Here is an 18,102-nt window from a genome sequence, read left to right as displayed (position 1 = left end):
GGACGTTGACAGCACGGGCACCCCCGGATAGGAGAGGGCGTACGGCCCCGTCAAGGCCGGTTCACTCTGGATCCTCCGTATCCGGCAATGAGGGGTTTCGTCCCCTGAAGGGGGTGCCTGATGCGTCATACGCTCAGCCCTGTACGGCCTGCCCACGACTGCGCCGCCGCCTGCCCCGTACCGCTGTCGCCGCAGGCCCTGGCGCAGCTGTACGCCCGCTATCTCGAACTGCGCAAGGAACGCCGCCTGCCCAGGAACACGACCTTCGAGGAGTACTACTCCGTATGGCGCGCGGGCCGAAGGGGCGAGAACCTCGTCGGTCTGGACGACGGGGCTCTCGCCCCGGGCCCCAGTACCGACAAGCAGCTGATCACCCGTCCCGCGACCCAACTCCGGGGCACGGTACGGACACTGGTGCTGCTCGTCGACTTCCCCGACCAGCCGCACGAGGCCGACCACGGACCCGGTCACTACGACAGCATGCTCTTCGGCCTGGAGGAGTTCCCGAGCGGCAGCATGCGCTCGTTCTACCGTCAGGTCAGCGGCTTCGACACCTCGCCCAGTACCGGCATCGACATCCAGGGGGCGGTGCACGGCTGGTTCCGGATGCCGCAGCCGCTCTCCTTCTACGCCGACGGCAACTCGGGCATGAACGCCAACTTCCCGCGCAACACACAGGGGTTGGCCCGTGACGCCGTACTGGCGGCCCGTGCCGCCGGGGTGGACTTCACCTCTTTCGACGCGCTCGGTGAGGGTGCCGTCACCGCCCTGTTCATCATCCATGCCGGACGCGGCGCCGAGCAGACGACCCAGCGCGGCGACCTGTGGAGCCTCAAGTGGACGATCCCCGACGGCGTCGAGGTCGCGCCGGGCCTGTCGGTCCGCACGTTCCTGACCGTGCCCGAGGACTGCGCCGTCGGTGTCTGCGCCCATGAGTGGGGGCACCTCGCCGCGCGCTGGGCCGACTACTACGACACCGGACAGCAGCAGCTGACCCGGTCGGCCGGCCTCGGCAACTACTGCCTCATGTCGGGCGGTTCCTGGGGCAACGGCGGCCTCACCCCGGTGTTCCCGACGGCCATGCTGCGGATGTTCCACGGCTGGATCGAGCCCGAGGTGGTGAACAAGACCACCCGCGACATCAGGCTGCGGCCCGCCGCGGAGGACGGCGGGGCGGTGTTCGTCCAGAACCCCGAGACGATGTCCGACAGCCAGTACATCCTCGTCGAGTACCGCCGGCGGCGCGGACAGGACGCCTTCCTGCCCGACGAGGGGATCGCCGTCTACGTCGTCGACGAGTCCATCGACAACGTCAACGACGAACAGAACCTCGCCATCGAACTCCTCCAGGCCGACGGGCGGGGCGACCTCTCACGGATGTTCGGCCGGGGCAACCGGGGCGACAGCGACGACCTGTACCCGTTCCAGGACAGGAACACGGTCGGCGAAAATACGGAACCCCCGCTCAACCTGCCCGACGGCAAGTGGACGGGGGTCACCGTCGAGACGGTGGGCACACCGGGGGCCGACGAAATGACGGTCCACATCACCGTCGCCTGACCTGCGAGGGCGCTTGGGCTGCGTTTCGGCTGCGTTTCGGATGCGTTTCGGGTACGGCCCCGGTGGGGGCCGTACGCGCAGTTCCCCGCGTCCCCCGCGAGGCACGGCCGTCAGCTCTCGTGCGTCAGGAACGCGGTCGCCTGGGCCTCCACGCGTACCGCTCCGATCGCTCCCGCCCAGCGTGCGACCTCGGTGGCGAGGGCCGTGGCCGCCGGCTCGTCGCCCGTGTCGCGGGACAGGACGGCCAGGAGGAGCTGCTGTGAGAGGGTGCCGGGGACGTTACCGGCACGGGCGCCGAGCGAGGTCGCCCGGGTCCAGCGCTCCCGCGCCCGGTCGTGGTCGAGGTTGTCGTGGTCGTGGTCGCCGAGATGGCGCAGCGCCTCACGGGCCAGCAGGTCGTCGGCGAACTCCCCGGCACCCAGGGCCAGTTCGTAGTGCGCGGGCGCCTCGTCCCGCTCGGCGAACAGATTGTCGACGATCAGCCCGAGGTACATCCGCGCCCAGCCCCGGCGTACGTCGTCGGCCGCTCGTTCGCACAGCTCCTCGGCGCGCCGCCGCAGTTCCGCCAGCTCGGCGGGATTCTTGCCCGCCGGGCCGAACCGGAAGGTGCCGTCCCCCAGCAGCAGACGAAAGTACGCGTACCGCAGCCGTACGAGGTCCAGGTCCCACAGCCCGACCGGCTCGGTGAGTCCGTCGATCGCCCTGTCCGCGGCGGCGATCCGGGCGTCCGCGGTGTCCGTACCGCCGAACCAGTCGCGCTCCAGGGCGATCTGGGCCCCGGCGAGTGCGAGAGCCGCCCGGTCGCACGGCTCGGTCGTGACGGTGGCGTCGAGAAGGCATAACGCGCGCTGCCACCGTCCGGCCCGGGCCAGTTCACGCGCGGCGGCGGTCACCTCGCCCATCGGGAGGGCGGCGTGCGGCGTACTCGTCTTTGTCATGGCGAGGAAGGTAGTAATCAGAAAAACCATCCACAAGGAATCCATATGCGCGACTTCAGGACATCGGGCCGCCGGCGCCTCGGGAGGTCAGCGGAAGGATCACCGGCGGGAACGTGCTGCCCGCAGTGCCGACCGGAGGAGAGAAGAGGACAGGCGTCGGCCCGCCCCACGGGCCGCCCGGGGCCGCGTCGGCGGGACCGGGCTCATCCGGGCCGAGAAGGTCCAGGTCAGACGGGTGGTGATCCGGACCCTCGGCATCACCTCGCACCCCGCTTCCTGTTCTTCGGTGCCCTTCTCCCCGGCGTCATTCCTCGGCGTCCCATGCCTGCAGAACCGTCTGATCGACGATCTTGCCGTCGCGCAGCGACATCATCGAGTCGGCGAGCATCATGCCGATCTGCTCGCGGCCGCGCATGACCATCGGGTGGCTCGGCTGGGTGTTGCGGTCGACGACGCGCAGTTCCGCGTCGTCCGCGTACAGGGACAGCAGTGCCGTCGCGTCCTGGCCTTCGATGCCCCGGCGCAGTGCTTCGGTGTCGCAGCCGGGGCCTGCCGCGGTGTCCATGACGGACCTCCTTGTGGACCACTGGCGAAGGCCGCGGCCCGCGGTGCGGAGCGGAGCGGGCCGAGAAGGCCTCTCCTTCGAGACTCCTCCCGCGCGGGAACCTCGGCAAGCGCAGCCGTTCCGATGCGCCTGTCGGGTGAGGGGCCGGGCGGGGCCGTGTCCGCGGACAGCTCGTCACCGTTGCTGAAAGCATGATCTCAACACGACGTATTGTCGCCGCCGTTGGCCTCGCCATCAGCGTCACGGGTCTCGCCGTACCTTCCGCGGGCGCCGCCACGGTCCCCGAGACGGGAAAAGTGGACCTGTTCGGGGAACTCGACCAGATCGCCGTGAGCGACCTCCCCGTCGAACACAGGAACAAGATGCCGAAGATCTCCGACGGCGTTCAGGCGCTCAACCAGCTGAACCGTCTCCGCGAACTGCACCAGGTGACCGACCTCGCCGCCCCCGTCACCGGACTGCTCCCCGGCATCCAGCACTGAGCCAGCCGGCACTGAGCCAGCCGGCACTGCACCGTCGAGCACCGGGCCGTCGAGCATCGGGCCGGAGCCCCACGCCGTGTGCCTCGCAGAGAGGCCCGGTGATGATCCGGTGGTCATCGGCGCTGCCCGGATGCGCGCGCGGGCGGTCCGGGTGAGGCTGAGGGCATGTCGGAACACCCCGCAGTACTCGTGCATCCGCCGCGCGGCGACGGCGGCCGGCGCGTGACGGTCCACGGAGAGCCGATCGGCACCGCCATGAACCTCCCGGACATCGTCGAGTTCCTGCGCCGCGCCGGACTGGAGTTCGACGAGAACGAGGTCGCGGTGTCGCCGCTCATCGAGTGGCGCGGTGGAGGCTCCTCGTACTGGGGGCCGGAGCCGGCACTCTGACGCGGACATGGGCCCCGCACGCACGCGTGCCGGGCCCATGTCCGTCCGGGGGCGAGTACTCCGCCCCGGTGAGTGCTGCGGCGCAGCGGTCGTCAGCAGATGCTCTGCGTGCTGTTGACCAGCGTGTTGTTACGGAACGTCGTGTTGGTGCCGCACGGACTCTCCCTGATCACGGAGTTCGTCACCGTCAGGTTCTGGACGGTGATGTCCGAGTTGTTGGGGAACTCCGAGCGCGCGGCCAGCCGGATCTCCCCGCCACCCGTGACGCTCCCGCTCTGCGCGGCGAGGTTCACGTTGTAGCAGTTCTCGATCAAAATCGCGTTGTTGCCGGTGTTGGAGATCGTGACCCGGTCGATGGTCGCGCCGCCGCTCTCCGAGACACAGAAGACACCCCGGCCGCCACCGCGCGCGACGACCTCGCCGACCCGGACGTTGGTCGCGTAGCCGCTGCCGATCCGGCCGTTGCGGTTGGCCATCCGGAAGGCCGCGTAGCCGGTGCCGGTTCCCGCGCCGTCCGCGTCCACCTTCGTGACGGTGGCGTTGACGGTCTGGTTCAGGAGCAGGCCCGACTCGCCCACGTTGCGCGCGGTGACCGTGCCGATGGTGATGCCGTCGACCCCGTACGTCTCCACGGCGTGGCTGCTCGCCCCGGACACGTACACGTTGTCGATACGGACGTTGCGGGTCCACTGGCTGGTGTCGCCGCGGTTGTCGATGCGCACGCCGAGACCGGCCGACAGGCGCATGTCGATCTGGCCGAGGACCACGTTGGTGACGTTGCGCATGAAGATGCCGTAGAGCGGGGCTCCGGTGACGTTCAGATGCTGGACCTCGATGTCCTGTACGCCGCGTGCGTAGACCGGCGCCTGGTCGCCCGAGCCCGAACCGGTCACGTTGATGGTGCCGCACACGTCGAGCACGGTGTAGCTCGGCAGGGAGACCCGGGCTCCGGCGCTGATGGTGCCCGAGCCGCGTACGACGACCCGTTCCTTCGACGTACGCCCAGCTGTGAGGCTGCTGACGGCCGCCTGCATCGCGGCCCGCATGTCGGTTCCGGTGTAGACGACACCGCTGCCGCGCCGGGCGGTCCACGTACTGCCGCTGAGCGTGGCCTCGGCCTGGTACGAGCCCTCGCCGCACGCTGCCGCGGCCTGTCGCGGGGCCGTGCTCGCCGTGCCGGCACTCGCGGGAGCTGCACTCGCCGGGGCGGTGAGCATGGCCGCCGCTGTGACCAGGGTCGTTGCGCAGGCGGCCATGACGCCTGCGCCCCTGAGGCGGGGCCGTGGGGTCGAGCGAGTGAGGTGAGGTGCGGCTCTGCGTCCCATCTCGTCTTCTCCTGTGTGGGGGTGCGGGGATGGTCGTGCGGGGGTTGTGGGGGTCCGCCGCCTGCTCGGCACAAGGTCGATAGCAAGCGGTTTCTATCGTGAGGTGCGGTGAGTGTGGCAAGCGCTTTCTGGGGCGTCAAGGGGTTGGCGCGGCACAGAAAGCGCTCATATCTCGCGGCGTACGAGGAAAGCGAGGAGTGCCCGCAGGTCGTCGGTGGTGTGGGTGGTGCGGGCCGCCGAGGGAAGGCTGTCGAGGCAGACGTCGACGGCGGCCATGTGCCGGTGGGCCTCCGCCATCACGGCCCCGCGCCCGCCGGCGTCCTCGATCAGGGCCGCGGCGCGCCGGGCGTCCGCCGCGCCGAGGGGGTCGGCGGCGTCCAGGAGTGCGCCGAGGGGGTCGGCGGAGTCCAGGAGATGGGCGAGCGGCAGGGCAGCCGGAGTGCCGAGGGGGCGGCCGGCACCGGGAACGTCTTCTTGCCCCGGAGCAGGTCCGCGTGGACCGGCTTGCCCGTCACGGCGGGATCGCCCCGGATGCCCAGGAGGTCGTCGACCCCCTGGAAGGCGACGCCCGGGTGACGGCCCGCACGGTCCGGTGCGGCGACGGTCTCGCGAGGGGCGCCGGCGAGCAGGGCGCCCAGTGCGGTCGCGCAGCCCGGCGCCGGTCCTGGGTTCGGCCATCGCGCGGTACTCGTCGGCACGGACCGCCTCCGGGCCCGTCCGGGGGCGGCTCTCGAAGAGCAGGTCGTCGGCCTGGCCGCGTACGAGGTCGTTGAGCGCGGTGGACAAGTGGCGTACGGCTGCCGGGATGCCGGTGCCGGGTGCGGCGGCGAGGCTCTCCGCGGCCACGGCCAGGGCCAACGGCGCGTCGCACGCGAGGACGGCCGGGTCCGGGCTGACGGGTCACCGGCGCCGCCGCGCCATCTCGTTGTGGATCAGTACGAGGATCGCGGCGGCGGGGTTGCCTCTGCGGCGCACATCACAGCGTCGGGCGGCCGGGCGGGCGGCGCTCAGTCGTCGGCCGTCAGCCCTCGTGCGTAGGCGGCCTGGCCCACGTGCTGCAGGTCGTCGGAGAGCACGCTGACCAGGCGGGCGCCCAGGGTGACGGCCGGGGTCCAGTTCTCGTCGACGACGCGGTCCAGGTCCTCGGCGCGCAGGTCGCGCAGCGCCCGTAGGGTCTGCTCGTGCACGGCGTCGTAGTAGCCGGTCAGAAGGTCGGCCGAGTCGACCCGGACCTCGGCGACCTGCCGCGGATCGTGGCCGTAACCTGTGTCGTCCGCGGAGAGGGGCAGCGCGAAGCGGTCCACCCAACCGCCGGACTGCCAGACCTGTTCGAGGCCGAAGGCGTCGGCGACGTGGTCGTCCTGGACGCGGGTGAGATGCCAGATCAGCCAGGTGATCGAGTTGGCCGTGCCGCCGGGTCGGGCGTTGAGCTCGTCGGGGGAGAGGCCGACGACGGCGGCGTGCACCTCGTCCTTGATGCGTCCGTAGGCTTCGACCAGAACGTCCTCGGTGTGCATGGGTTCCTCCGGGCTCTTCCGTGGACATACGTCCCGCCCAGTCTCCCCCGTGGCGCTGCGGAGCGCCTCAGTGCCAGCCGGCGTAGGACGACCCGGCGTAGGACCCGGAGTGCGGGCCGGAGAACGGCTCCTCGCGGAGCTTGAACACGGGCTCGCGGCGCACCGGATCGGCCGATGTGGTGAGCTGGACGCGGTCGCCGGTGCGGATCGCGACGAGCGGCCCCGAGACCCGGCCCCTGACCGTGAATCCCTCCGCCATCTCGACGAGCGAGACATTGCGCGCGCCGGGCGTGTTGCGCTGCACGACGGTCGCGTGGCGGATGACGCCGAGGCCCGCGCTGCGCTCCGTACGGAGATCGCTGCCCGCGCAGACCGGACAGAGCAGCCGGTGGAACGTGCTGGTCCCGCACCAGCGGCAGCGTTGGTACACGAGCCCCTCCCCGGCGGGTCCCGCGGTCGTCGCCGTCCCTGTTCCCGTCGCCGTCTCCGGGTCGAGTAGGCCCGTCGTGGTCCCGCTTCCTCGGTGGAACACGATGTCATCTCCCTGCGCCTGGCCGGAATCCGAAGATGCGCGCAGTGCCGCGCACGGCCTCAGAATATGGCACGCAGTGCCACGGGTAAAGGCACTCAGTATCCTCAACTGGTGAAGAAATCAGGCAGGATCGCGGCCGAGTGTGGTCTCGATCTCCTGGACGACCCGCCACAGCGGGGCGCCACGCCGGGAAACGACGACGACCACATCGTCGTCGTCCTCGTCTCCGTCCCGGGCCCCGCCGCCGTCCGCCCCGGACCTCCGCGCCGGGCCGCCCGACGCCGGCTCCGGTCCCAACACCCGCTGGACGTGCGCCAAGGCGTGGTCCACCTCCGCACTTGCGTCACCGAGACCGTCCGAACGCAGCCAGGAGCGCAACCCGTTGTTGTGCGCGGCGACCACGGCCGCGGCGGCGACGTCGGCCCGCAGAGTCCCGTCGGGCCGGTTCGAGAAGCGCCCGCGCAGATACTCGGCCAGCGCCCGCTCGTACCGCCAGACCACTGAGAGTTCGTACGTCCGCAGCCCCGGGACCTTTCTGGTGAGGCGGTAGCGCTGGACGGAGAACGCCGGGTTCTCGGCGTACATGCGCAGCACCAGGCGTGCGGCGTCGCAGACGCGCTCAACGGGTTCGTGGTCGGGGCCGCTCTCATCCAGGAAGGCGGTCATCCTGGCGAGACAGCCCTCGTGGTCCGGGAAGACCACGTCCTCCTTGGACGGGAAGTACCGGAAGAAGGACCGGCGTCCGACACCCGCGAGAGCCACGATGTCGTCGACGGTGGTCTGCTCGTACCCCCGCTCCACGAACAGCTGGAACGCCGCCGCCACGAGCGACTCCCGCATCGGCGGCTTCGGGTTGCTCACGTCGGCCGCCCGGTCGGGACGCGGTGCCTCGCTCATGGTGGGGAACCTAGCATCGCGCGAGGGACTGATGGCACTCAGTGTGCTCCGGACGGGGAACTGAGTGCCGTCGCGCTCCGGGGGTGAGTAGGTGCGCTCGGGTGACGGCGCTCACGGCGGCGCCGAGTGCGCGGGCGCCGTCACCGCGGACACTCCGGTGCACCGGCAGTTTCCGTACCTGGGCGAGGCGCTCCGGATCCGCGCCCGTGTCCAGCGCCTTCGTGGTGGCCGCCCGGTCGTCGGCGAGCGCTCGTTCCCCCGCGGCCACGAGGACGATCACACCCGACCCGCGCCCACGGTGATGCGTCCACGTCTGGCCGAGGGCTTCGTTCCCGCCCGGAGCCGCTCCCGCCCGGAGCCGCTTCTTCACAGAGCCGCATCTCCACGGAGCCGAATCGGCCCGGGGTCCGGTGGGCCGTTTCCCGCCGGCCCTGTCGCCCCCGGCGCCACTCTCATCGCTCCCGATGTCCTCGCCCTCGCCCTCGCCGTTGCCGCGGCTTCCCCTCGCGCATCCCGGCAGGCCGGCCGACGGGGGCCGCCGGTGACCGGTTCAGTGGCCCTGGCGTGCGCTGTGGCTCTCCACGAGTGCCTGGGTGATGACACGGACGCCCCGGGCGATGTGGTTCAACTGCGTCAGCTCGGCCGCGTACAGCTTGATCGTGTGCTCGATCACGGACTCCGGCATCCCCATGGCGGGCAGCTCGGCCCGTGCGCTGTGCAGCGCGGTGCGCACGACCCGGATCTCCTGCTGGAGCTGGATCTGCGCGTGACGGGCGAGCAGGACGGGCTGACGGATCAGCAGCGGGTAGCTGGCGTAGCGGGTCGGCACCAGCTCGCGCAGCCATTTGGCCGCCGATCGTTCCCAGTCACGGTTGCCGGGCGTCTTGACCTGACAGGGCCAGTCCGTGCTGATGGGCGAGTACGTCAGGGACATGGGGATCGCTTCCGAGGTGGCCGGCGGGCGGTTCTGGTCGTTCTTGGCGGCCCCGGCCCAGGGGATTGACCGGGGCCGCCACGGGCGTGCCTGAGCTGTGCCCGTTCCTGCGCCCGGGGCGGTGCGAGGCGGGTGCGCCGTTCCCGGGCGACCAGGACCCCACCGGATCCCGATCAGCGAGAAGTATTCATATATACCGTCTGGTAAGCAAGGGTATGTAAAAATTCATGTGCCTGTACGGCTGAATTTCGCCTTGTGGGATGCTGTCGTCATATGCCGGTGAAGGGTCGCAGGGGGTCGGGCAGGTCAGTCCTTGAGAAAGATTCAGTCCTTGAGGAAGAAGACGTGCTCGTCCGCGACCTGTTCGTAGGCCTCAAGGCGCGCCTGCGTACGCTCAGGATCGGCGTCCGTCATGGCCTGGAGCAGAGCCGCGGACAGCACGACGGGCGCGGCGTACGAGTCGAAGACGAGCCGTGAGCCGGTGCCGGTCGCGAAGACGATGTCGGCCTCGTCGGCCAGCGGCCCCAGCCCCAGATCGGTGACCAGGGCCACGCGCAGGCCGGCCCGGCGGGCGACCCGCATGGCCGTCAGTGTCTCGTGCGCGTGCCGGGGCATGGTGAAGGCGAGCACCCATGTGCCGCCCGCCTCGCGCGACTGCAGCAGGGCGTCGTAGGCCACGCTCCCGCCCCGGGTCACCAGCCGGACGTCGGGGTGGATGCGCCGGGCGGCGTACGCGAAGTATTCGGCCAGCGACCCGGAGATCCGCAGTCCGAGGACGGTGAGCGGAACCGACCGCGACAGCGCGCGGCCGGTCTCGATGACCTGCTCCGGATCGGCGAAGTCGCTGCGCAGGTTCTCCAGGTTGTCGATCTCCGCGTCGACGGCGGCCTGGAGCTCGTTGGGCCGGGCCTCCTCGGCGGCGTCGGGCGAGCCGGCGAGCTTGCTGAGCGCGATCGACTGGAGGCGTTCCCGCAGGGCGGGGTAGCCGGTGAAGCCCACCGCCGTCGCGAAGCGGGTCACCGAGGGCTGGCTCACTCCCACGCGCTCCGCGAGATCCGTGATCGACAGGAAGGCCGCTTCGGTGATGTGCTCGATCAGGTACTGGGCGATGCGCCGCTGTCCGGGGGAGAGCCGGGGGCCGTCGAACAGGGCGCGCAGCCGGGTCGTGGGCGCGGCTTCCGCCTCCGTGACCGGTTTCCCCGAACTGATCGCAGACGCCTGCGCGCGGGCCTGCTGCGGCGATGGCACCGGTGCGCCTCCTTCGTGTCCCACTGTGGTTCAACATAGCCCACAGCCCGCGACGGACAGCCTGCCGCTTCTGACGGGCGCGGGAAACGGCGCGACAAGCCACGACGCACCCGCACCTACACACACGCATCCGCATCCGCACCCGCATCTACACATACGCACCCGCACATACACACGCACCCAACCCACTGCCCATCCGCGCAAGGCACCCCTGGCATGATCGTGCCCATGGCTGAACGCGTGATCGCCGCATGTGACGGGGCGTCGAAGGGAAACCCGGGCCCCGCAGGCTGGGCCTGGGTCGTGGGTGACGGCACGGGGACCCCCACCGAATGGGAGGCGGGCCCGCTCGGCACCGCGACCAACAACGTCGCCGAACTGACCGCACTGGAACGGCTGTTGACGGCCGTGGACCCGGGCGTGCCGCTGGAGATCCGGATGGACTCCCAGTACGCGATGAAGGCGGTCACCACCTGGCTCCCGGGCTGGAAACGCAAGGGCTGGAAGACGTCCGCGGGCAAGCCCGTGGCCAACCAGGAACTCGTCGTACGGATCGACGAGTTGCTCGACGGCCGCTCGGTGGAGTTCCGGTACGTGCCCGCGCACCAGGTCGACGGCGACCCCCTCAACGACTTCGCGGACCGGGCTGCGAGTCAGGCCGCGTTCGTCCAGCAGCCCGCGGGCAGTGAGCAGGGCTCTCCGGAGCCGCCGAAGTCCCCGGCGGCCAAGAAGGCGGCACCCAAAGCGGCCTCCACGAAGAAGCGCGCCTCCTCCTCGTCCGCGTCCTCCTCGACCGCCTCCGCCGCCTCCTCCTCGCGCACGCTCAAGGCCAAGTTCCCCGGCCGGTGCCGTTGTGGCCGTTCGTACGCGGCGGGCGAGACCATCGCGAAGAACCCTGACGGCTGGGGCCACCCGGAGTGCCGTACAGAGGCCCGGTAGCGTCCCCAAAACCCGCCCTGATCGGCCCTCGACCCGCCCGCGACCTGCCCAGGCACCGCCCTGTGCCCCTCCCGGATGCGGAACCCGGCACCTGCGGTGACCCTTGATACGTAGGGGTGAACCGATCAGGAGGATGACTCATGTCCGTCATGGACAAGATCAAGGGCATGCTTAAGGGCCACCCGGAGCAGACGAGCAAGGGTGTCGACAAGGCCGGCGACTTCGTCGACGGCAGGACTCAGGGCAAGTACAGCGGTCAGGTCGACAGCGCCCAGGACAGGTTGAAGGACCAGTTCGGGTCAGGTCGGGACGAGAATCCGCCGCGGTCCTGACAGCGCGCCGGAGCACACGACGGGCCGGTCCCTTCGGGGACCGGCCCGCTCTTTTCGACCGCCCCGCGAGGTCAGCGCCGCCGGATGTCCGAGGGATGGCAGGCGACCGTGGGCCCTGCCAGCATCCCGCCGGTGTAGAGGCTCTGGCCCCGCGGCATCCAGTACCCCAGCTTCGAGACGATGCTCGTGCACGCGTCCGCGACCCTGGCGTGGACGACGACCGTGGAGGGCCGGCCCGGCTGCAGGTCGGTGAGGGCGCAGTCCAGGGCGTACATGCTGCGGGTCGTCGAGGGATGGCGGCCGGTGAGCGGGTTGACGCAGCGGGTGTCGGACGTGGTCAGCTCAACTCCCGAGGCCTCCTCCCCGATGAGCCCGAACCGGGCGCTCCCGTCCCCGGCGTCGCTGTCGCGCGCGACGGTGTACGTCAGCGTGGCCGACGAGTGCGGTCGCAGTGTGTGCCGGTCGACCTCGATGCGGTGCGTGGCGACGGGCTTGGGGTCGGTGAGGGTCAGTGTGGTGCGGACCGTCCCCCGCAGGTCCACACCGGCGGGCGACGAGCGGACGTGCACCGTGCCGCTGACCTCGTACGTTCCCGGTCCCGGGGTTTCCCGGCCGCCGGGCAGCGGGCCCGTGGCGACGGTCCGGCCGTCACGTCGCAGGGTCCAGGTCCCGGAGGTCAGACAGGCGTACCGGACGGTGGTGCCGGTGCGTCGGCAGGTGGCCGGGGCCGACAGGGACGTTCCCGCGCCTCCGCCGCTCGCGCAGAGACTGACCGAGGCCCGCTGTCCGTCCGGCCCCTTCAGAGTGCCCGCGGGGGAGCAGACGGTCGCCGCCGTCACCGCGGGAGGCGGCTCCGGCGCCCGGTGCCGGGGCACCGCCCCCGCGGGTGGTCCCACGGCGGTCCAGCCCGCGACGGCCAGTACGGCCGCCGTGGTCAGCACCAGGGATGTCCTGCGGAATGTGGGACGTACCGGCACGGAATCCTCCTCCTCGTCCGGGCGGCGAGCGGCCGGGTGCCGTTCGCGTGTGTCGAGGAGAGGATGCGGAACGCCCGGGAGCCCGGACGGTTCCCACGCCGGGTCGGAGGGTCAGGGCCGGTACGCGTCGCCCGGATGGGCCAGGTCGTACGGGCGCGGGTACGCGGTGGGCCGGTAGGCGGTGTAACGGGCCGGGGTGGTGGGATCAGCCTGCGTGGCACGCGAGTTGAGGGTCGCCGCCTCCATGTCGCCCCACCGGCCCGTGTCGACCCGGTGTTCCAGGGTGTCCAGTGCGGCGAGCTGTTCGGCGGGACTGAAGGTGCAGTGGCCCGCGTTGTCGACGTACGCCTGGCGGAGCAGGTGCCGGGAGCCGCCCGCGGTGGCGGCCCGCAGATAAGCGCTCTCCGTCTGCACGGGGACGAGGGCGTCCCCGGTGGTGTGGAGGGTGAGCTGCGGCTTCGTCAGCTTGCCGGTGAAGGCGCTGGTCCGGCTCATCCAGTCGACCGCATCCCTGTCGGCCTGGACGCGGGGGGCCTTGTTGATTGTCCGCAGGTCGTCCGTGAGGGAGCGCCCCGCGACCTTGTACAGCCCTTTGACCTCCTCGTACGCCGAGGACGCGCGCAGCAGTTTCGCGTAGTCGACGCCGGTGTTCCAGGACGGGTTGCCGCCCGCCAGCGTCTCCGTGTCCTGCCGCCAGCTGAACGCCGCCGTCGCGAGGAGACCCCGGACGGCGGTGTACTGGTTCGCCTGCTGGGCGGTCCAGTCGGTGGGCGCCGGGCGGGGCTGGGAGGGGTCGTTCCAGCCGGGGATGTTGTGCAGGGCCGCCGCGAGGGCGATACGGGCGCGGCCGTCCGCGGAGTTCTGTGCCTCGGTGACGACACCGCTCAACGCGCCGGCGGCGGCCGTGGCGGTCGCCCGGTCAGGGAAGTCGGCCAGGGGGATGGAGGCGTCGGGCGCGAGGAGGGCCTTGAGGGCGAAGACCGGGTCGAGGGTGTTGTTCCAGTTGGCGACACCGCCGTGGACAAGGCCGCAGACGGACAGGGTGGCGTCGACGCGGTCCGCGTGGTGCTCGGCTATCCGCGTGGTGACGAACCCGCCGTAGGACTGGCCCCAGGCGAGGGTCCGCCGGGCCGCGCCGAACCGTTCGGTGAAGGCGTCGAGCGTCGCCAGCTGGTCCGGCACCGCGTGCTCCACCGCCCACCCGGTGGTGGCGTACGACGAGCCGATGAGCGCGTACCCGTCCTTGAGGAGAAGGTCGCGGGTGGCGGCGTCGGTGACGTTCTGGGCCGGGTTGGGCGCGCCCCTGGGCCGGAAGCCGTGACTGAACAGGAGCACGGTGCCGTTCCAGCCGGCGGGCACGTCCATGACGTACGTCGCGCCGGAGGACAGGGTGCCCTCCACGTGCACGTCTTCCGCGCGCACGTCCTGTGCGGTGACGGAGCGGGCCGGAGCCGCGGTCGCCAGCAGCAGGACGGCGACCGGGAGGAGGAGACGGCGTTTCATGAAGGGATGCCTTCCGACGGCGGGGGAGAGGGCAGGGGCGGGACGGCCCCAGTGAAATTAGGCACAAGCGCGCCGGTGGTCAACAATCTGCGCAACATCAAGGTGCGCTGTCCATGACGCAGCGCTGTTCCTGACCCGGCCCTCTTCCTGAGCCGGCCTTGTTCACGACTCGGCCTGTTCGTGACTCGGCGCCCGCCCCCGTGCCATGGGGGCGGGCGCCTGCCGGTGGTGCTCGGGGAAGTGATCAGGAACCGGTGGGGCAGGTGTTCCGGTACTCGCTGATCTGGGTGTTCGTCGCGGGCGCCGGGCACAGGAACTTGTCGTAGCGCACGTCCTCGTCGACGAAGCGCTTCAGCCAGGCGATGCTGTACTTCGCGATCGTCACGTTGGAACCGAGTGCCACGTTGTGGTCGGCGCCCCGGAGCTCCAGGTAGGCCTTCTCCGGCGCGGCGGTGAGGCTGTCGTAGAACACCTCCGCGTGCGAGCCGGGCGAGGCGATGGCGTCGTTCTCGGCGCCGATGATCATCGTGGGTACCCGGTCGGTCTGCCAGGTCTTGTCGTTGCTCCAGGGCATCAGCGGCACGGCCGCCTTCAGCGAGGGCCGCGACTCGGACGCCTTGAGCGAGCCCCCGCCACCCATCGAATGACCCATCACCGCAAGGCGGTCGGGGTCGATGCGGGTCCGTACGGAACTTGACTGGACGAGGTAGTCGAGTGCGTTGAGCATCTGGGTGGCGCGGTCGTCGGGCTGGTCGAAACCGGAGTTGGTGTCCAGTGTCAGGACGACGAAGCCCTGGGACGCGAGACGCGGGCCGTACCAGCTGATCAGTGCCTCCGGCGTCACGAAACCGGGGCTGACGACGACGGCTCCGAACGTGCCCTGGCTCGTGTCGGTGGGGTAGTAGGCGGTGCCCTGCTTGAAGGTCGGCCCGTCGACCGTGGTCTGCGCGGTGGCGAAGGGGCCGCGCTCGGCGGTGATGGACTGTTCGGTGGGGTCGGGGCCCCGTTGGTAGTCCCCTGGTCCGGCCTGAGCCTCCTGCGGGAGGATGCTCACGCTCACCGCCAGGGCGGCGGCGCCGGACAGGAGGCCGAAGCGTTTCGCGGTGCGGGTGCTCACATGTCTCATGCGGTCAGAGCATGCTGACGACGGGTCAGCGCCGCTTCTGGTTCAACTGCTGAATTCCGAGCGGAAGTTTGTCAGGGCAGCACGGAACGGCGTACGGACCTGGTGCGCAGCGCGAGCTGCGCGTCGAACCGGAACGCCGGGTCGGCCAGCTTCTCGCCGTACAGGGCCGCCAGTTGACGCAGCCGGTTGCGGGCCGTCTGCGGATGGATGCCCAGCGCGGTGGCCACCTCCGGGGCCGTGCGCCCGCCGGAGGAGAGCAGTGCTTCGAGCGTGTCCGTGAGCCGTTCCGCCTTGCCCGGCGGCAGGGCACGCAGGGGATCGAGTACCCGGTCACGGAGCAGGGCCCCGATCGCCGCACCGTGCAGAAGGTGCAGCTCCGCGAGATGCTCCTCGGTCCTGAGCCGCCCCAGGCGCCGGCCCAGCCGGGCGCAGTGCAGCGACACCCAGGCCTCGTCCAGCGCGACACTCGGGCCCACCGCCGCGCGCGCCCCCTCAAGCGCGCTCAGCAGGCTGTCGTCGGGCACCACGAGACGCAGTTCACCGCCCCGGCTCACCCGCAGCACCTCCTCGTCGACCGCGCTCACGTCGGCGGAGGCGGGCAGGACCGCGCACCGGACGCGTTCCGGCAGCGGCCAGGCGGCCCGGCGGGCGAGGTCGGGCAGGGGTTCCGCGAGGGGATCGCGGTGGCGTTCCAGCAGCCGTGCCGCCAGCAGACGGCGGGCGTGCGGCACCTCGTCGGCCGCGCCGGTCCGTGCCTCCTCGAAGCCCGTGACCGACTCCTCGGCCAGCGCGTGGATGTGCGTGAGGACGGCCTCGCTCAGCGGGACGGCTATCTCGCCGGAGAACGCGGCCTGCCGTGCCACGTCCACATAGCGACGGCACGCGACCCGGGCGCCGATGCGGTAGGCGGCCTGCAGTCCGTCCGTGCCCCGCCCGTTCAGGTACTCCAGTCTGCCCAGCCGCCTGAAACGCGGCACATAGTGCTGCTGCGGCCCGTCCGGCTCCTCGACCAGCTCGGTGAACTGGGTGGCCGCCAGCCGTACGGCCTCGGCGAGGTCCTGCGCGACGGCGGAGCCGATGGGCTGCCGGTAGCCGCGTACCTCTCTGCGGATGGCCTGGACCATCTCCGTGGTCAACTCCGGTAGCCGGGCCCTCAGCAGCGGGGCGAGCTCCGGAGGCAGATCACGCCAAGGACGCCTGGGTAACAGCGGATCAACACCTGACACGTGCGACTCCCTTGACGGCTTACGTCCAGGAGCGCCCCCGAAGGGACGCGGGGAACGGCGGGCCCAGCCCCCACCGGCCCGCAGAGAACACCCGGCCCCCACCGACACGCGGAGAACAACCGGCCCCCCAGCGGAGCGCATAGCACCGGACGGTGGGTCGCCGTGGTCCGGAGTGTAAGGCGCATGACACTTTCGCAGTCGGTTCACGCACGGAATCTGGCGTACCTCACACGGATCCCGCAGTCTTGCCCAGCCCCACGGGAACCCACGGAAGGTGCCATGACCCCTACGCACGCACAAGCCATGGGCCCACAGGACACCGCACCGCTTCCGCGCGAGACGCGCCGGATGCTGCTGCGGCACCTTCCTGCCGCGATCGACGAGATGGAGGAGGCGGTACGCACCGGTCTCCCGCACTACACACACGCCGTCGAGGGCACGCACGGCTACTCGGTGCGCCACATCATCGACCGCACGGTCAGCTGCTTCGTCTCGATCCACGACGCCACGAGGGCGGGGCAGGCCGCCACGGCCGAGGTCATCGCCCTGTACGAACGCATCGGCGCCCGGCACGGCCTCCTCGGCTGCCCGCTCGACGTGCTGCGCGACGCCCTGGACCTGGCGGGGCGGGTGGCGTGCCGACGGCTCATCGAGGACGCGTACCGGCTGCACTGGCCGGCACCCCTGCTGGCCACGCTCACCGAGGACACCTTCACCCTGATCGGCACGGCCGTCGCGGCCGCCTCGCGCGGTTACGCCGAGGAGTGCCACCGCGCCCCGCTCGACGTCCAGCGGGACCGGCTGCGGGACGCCCTGGTCGCCGACCCCGACGAGCGGACCCGGCCGCTCGGCGAACTGGCCGCGGCGGCCGACTGGCGGCTGCCCGGCACCCTCGCCGTCCTCGCCCTGCCACCGGGCGACCATCCGCAGACCCGGGTGCTGCCGCCCGAGGTGCTCGCCGACCGGAGCCCCGCCGCGCCCTATCTGATCCTGCCCGACCCGCGTACACCTGGGCCGCGTTGGCTGCCGAGGACCATCGGGGCCGTCCTGGGGCCCGCCGTACCCCCCGGCCGGGGCGCGGTGTCGCTGCGCTGGGCGCGGCGCGGTCTGCGACTGGTCGAGCGGGGCCTGCTCCCCGCCGCCGCCCCGCTGCGCTGCGTCGACCACCTGGCCGCTCTGACGGCGTTCCGGTCGGGCGACTTCCTGGAGGCAGCCGCGGCGGATCTCCTCGGGCCGCTTCTCGAACTGGCGCCCCGGCGCCGGGAACCGCTCCTGGAAACCCTGCTGGTGTACCTGCGCTGCGGCGACAACGCCGTTCTCACCGCGGACCGTCTGCACGTCCACGAACAGACGGTCCGCTACCGCCTCCGCCAGATCACGCAGCTCACCGACGGGAAGTGCCCGGACCCCGAACGCCACCTGGAAACCATGCTCGTCCTGACCTGGCTGCTCTCCCCGAGCACCGCGAACGCGCCGACGGCCGGCCGCCGGCCCGCGCCGGGCACAGCGACCGGCACAGCGACCGGCACGACGACCGGCACGACGACCGGCACGACGGGCGCACCCCCGCAGGCGGCCCGGCCGAGACGGGCGTAGGCGGTGCGAGGGCGG

Annotated in this window: 19 protein-coding genes and 1 pseudogene; 6 read left to right on the top strand and 14 right to left on the bottom strand. The window is 71.3% G+C overall.

Translation table 11 applies throughout. The features are described 5' to 3' along the window. The first annotated feature begins 120 nt into the window (after positions 1-120). Positions 121-1,560 carry a M6 family metalloprotease domain-containing protein gene (locus tag ACIOKD_RS27840; RefSeq protein WP_402089434.1) on the top strand — a complete coding sequence of 480 codons (1,440 nt, stop codon included), beginning with the start codon at positions 121-123 and terminating at the stop codon, positions 1,558-1,560. A 110-nt stretch (positions 1,561-1,670) separates the two neighbouring features. Here ACIOKD_RS27840 and ACIOKD_RS27835 read toward each other — a convergent pair whose 3' ends face one another. Together ACIOKD_RS27835 and ACIOKD_RS27830 are read right to left on the bottom strand one after the other, a co-directional pair. After that, entirely contained in the window at positions 1,671-2,498 is an 828-nt protein-coding gene (locus tag ACIOKD_RS27835) for a hypothetical protein (protein WP_402089432.1), read from the bottom strand. Positions 2,499-2,802: 304 nt separating this feature from the next. Then, complete coding sequence (locus tag ACIOKD_RS27830) at positions 2,803-3,063, bottom strand: hypothetical protein (RefSeq protein ID WP_402089430.1); 261 nt, start codon at positions 3,061-3,063, stop codon at positions 2,803-2,805. Between the two features lie 191 nt (positions 3,064-3,254). On the opposite strand from ACIOKD_RS27830, the gene ACIOKD_RS27825 reads away from it, so the two are divergent. Beyond that, positions 3,255-3,545, top strand: coding sequence for a hypothetical protein (locus ACIOKD_RS27825; RefSeq protein WP_402089428.1), 291 nt, complete (start codon positions 3,255-3,257; stop codon positions 3,543-3,545). 165 nt (positions 3,546-3,710) lie between these two features. Next, positions 3,711-3,935, top strand: coding sequence for a hypothetical protein (locus ACIOKD_RS27820; protein WP_402089426.1), 225 nt, complete (start codon positions 3,711-3,713; stop codon positions 3,933-3,935). 92 nt (positions 3,936-4,027) lie between these two features. On the opposite strand, the gene ACIOKD_RS27815 is transcribed toward ACIOKD_RS27820, so the two are convergent. The 8 genes and pseudogenes from ACIOKD_RS27815 to ACIOKD_RS27780 form a co-directional block, all read right to left on the bottom strand. Continuing rightward, positions 4,028-5,260 (bottom strand): hypothetical protein, encoded by a 1,233-nt coding sequence (locus ACIOKD_RS27815; RefSeq protein WP_402089424.1) that lies wholly within the window; start codon positions 5,258-5,260, stop codon positions 4,028-4,030. Between the two features lie 165 nt (positions 5,261-5,425). After that, a pseudogene (locus ACIOKD_RS27810) lies at positions 5,426-6,145 on the bottom strand (polyprenyl synthetase family protein); the annotation flags it as partial. A gap of 122 nt (positions 6,146-6,267) precedes the next feature. After that, a complete protein-coding gene (locus tag ACIOKD_RS27805) occupies positions 6,268-6,777 on the bottom strand; it encodes a DinB family protein (RefSeq protein WP_402089422.1) in 510 nt (169 codons plus the stop codon). 67 nt (positions 6,778-6,844) lie between these two features. Next, a complete protein-coding gene (locus ACIOKD_RS27800; RefSeq protein WP_402089421.1) occupies positions 6,845-7,309 on the bottom strand; it encodes a Zn-ribbon domain-containing OB-fold protein in 465 nt (154 codons plus the stop codon). Between the two features lie 120 nt (positions 7,310-7,429). Continuing rightward, positions 7,430-8,149, bottom strand: coding sequence for a TetR family transcriptional regulator (locus ACIOKD_RS27795; protein WP_402089670.1), 720 nt, complete (start codon positions 8,147-8,149; stop codon positions 7,430-7,432). A 67-nt stretch (positions 8,150-8,216) separates the two neighbouring features. Continuing rightward, positions 8,217-8,576 carry a hypothetical protein gene (locus ACIOKD_RS27790; RefSeq protein WP_402089419.1) on the bottom strand — a complete coding sequence of 120 codons (360 nt, stop codon included), beginning with the start codon at positions 8,574-8,576 and terminating at the stop codon, positions 8,217-8,219. Positions 8,577-8,756: 180 nt separating this feature from the next. Beyond that, complete coding sequence (locus ACIOKD_RS27785) at positions 8,757-9,140, bottom strand: hypothetical protein (RefSeq protein WP_402089417.1); 384 nt, start codon at positions 9,138-9,140, stop codon at positions 8,757-8,759. Between the two features lie 324 nt (positions 9,141-9,464). Next, a complete protein-coding gene (locus ACIOKD_RS27780) occupies positions 9,465-10,388 on the bottom strand; it encodes a MurR/RpiR family transcriptional regulator (protein WP_402089416.1) in 924 nt (307 codons plus the stop codon). Positions 10,389-10,604: 216 nt separating this feature from the next. Between ACIOKD_RS27780 and ACIOKD_RS27775 the strand changes: the two genes are divergently transcribed. Both ACIOKD_RS27775 and ACIOKD_RS27770 read left to right on the top strand, forming a co-directional pair. Beyond that, on the top strand, positions 10,605-11,327 hold the full coding sequence (locus ACIOKD_RS27775) for a ribonuclease H (protein WP_402089414.1): 723 nt from the start codon (positions 10,605-10,607) through the stop codon (positions 11,325-11,327). 140 nt (positions 11,328-11,467) lie between these two features. After that, positions 11,468-11,659, top strand: coding sequence for an antitoxin (locus ACIOKD_RS27770; protein WP_402089412.1), 192 nt, complete (start codon positions 11,468-11,470; stop codon positions 11,657-11,659). A gap of 71 nt (positions 11,660-11,730) precedes the next feature. Here ACIOKD_RS27770 and ACIOKD_RS27765 read toward each other — a convergent pair whose 3' ends face one another. From ACIOKD_RS27765 to ACIOKD_RS27750, 4 genes are all read right to left on the bottom strand, one after another. Then, the gene (locus tag ACIOKD_RS27765) at positions 11,731-12,636 is read right to left on the bottom strand and encodes a hypothetical protein (RefSeq protein ID WP_402089410.1); all 906 of its coding nucleotides are present in this window, start codon (positions 12,634-12,636) and stop codon (positions 11,731-11,733) included. A gap of 111 nt (positions 12,637-12,747) precedes the next feature. After that, the gene (locus ACIOKD_RS27760; RefSeq protein ID WP_402089408.1) at positions 12,748-14,139 is read right to left on the bottom strand and encodes an alpha/beta hydrolase family protein; all 1,392 of its coding nucleotides are present in this window, start codon (positions 14,137-14,139) and stop codon (positions 12,748-12,750) included. A 244-nt stretch (positions 14,140-14,383) separates the two neighbouring features. Continuing rightward, entirely contained in the window at positions 14,384-15,265 is an 882-nt protein-coding gene (locus ACIOKD_RS27755; RefSeq protein WP_402089406.1) for an alpha/beta hydrolase, read from the bottom strand. 71 nt (positions 15,266-15,336) lie between these two features. Continuing rightward, positions 15,337-16,401, bottom strand: a complete 1,065-nt coding sequence (locus ACIOKD_RS27750; protein ID WP_402089404.1) for a helix-turn-helix domain-containing protein — start codon at positions 16,399-16,401, stop codon at positions 15,337-15,339. 369 nt (positions 16,402-16,770) lie between these two features. On the opposite strand from ACIOKD_RS27750, the gene ACIOKD_RS27745 reads away from it, so the two are divergent. Further along, a complete protein-coding gene (locus tag ACIOKD_RS27745; protein ID WP_402089402.1) occupies positions 16,771-18,087 on the top strand; it encodes a helix-turn-helix domain-containing protein in 1,317 nt (438 codons plus the stop codon). Positions 18,088-18,102: the final 15 nt, after the last annotated feature.

Source organism: Streptomyces sp. NPDC087844, assembly GCF_044742785.1.
In the GTDB taxonomy this organism is placed as follows: Bacteria; Actinomycetota; Actinomycetes; order Streptomycetales; family Streptomycetaceae; genus Streptomyces.
The sequence above is the reverse complement of the archived record's forward strand: the minus strand, read 5'-3'. Positions and strand labels throughout refer to the sequence as shown.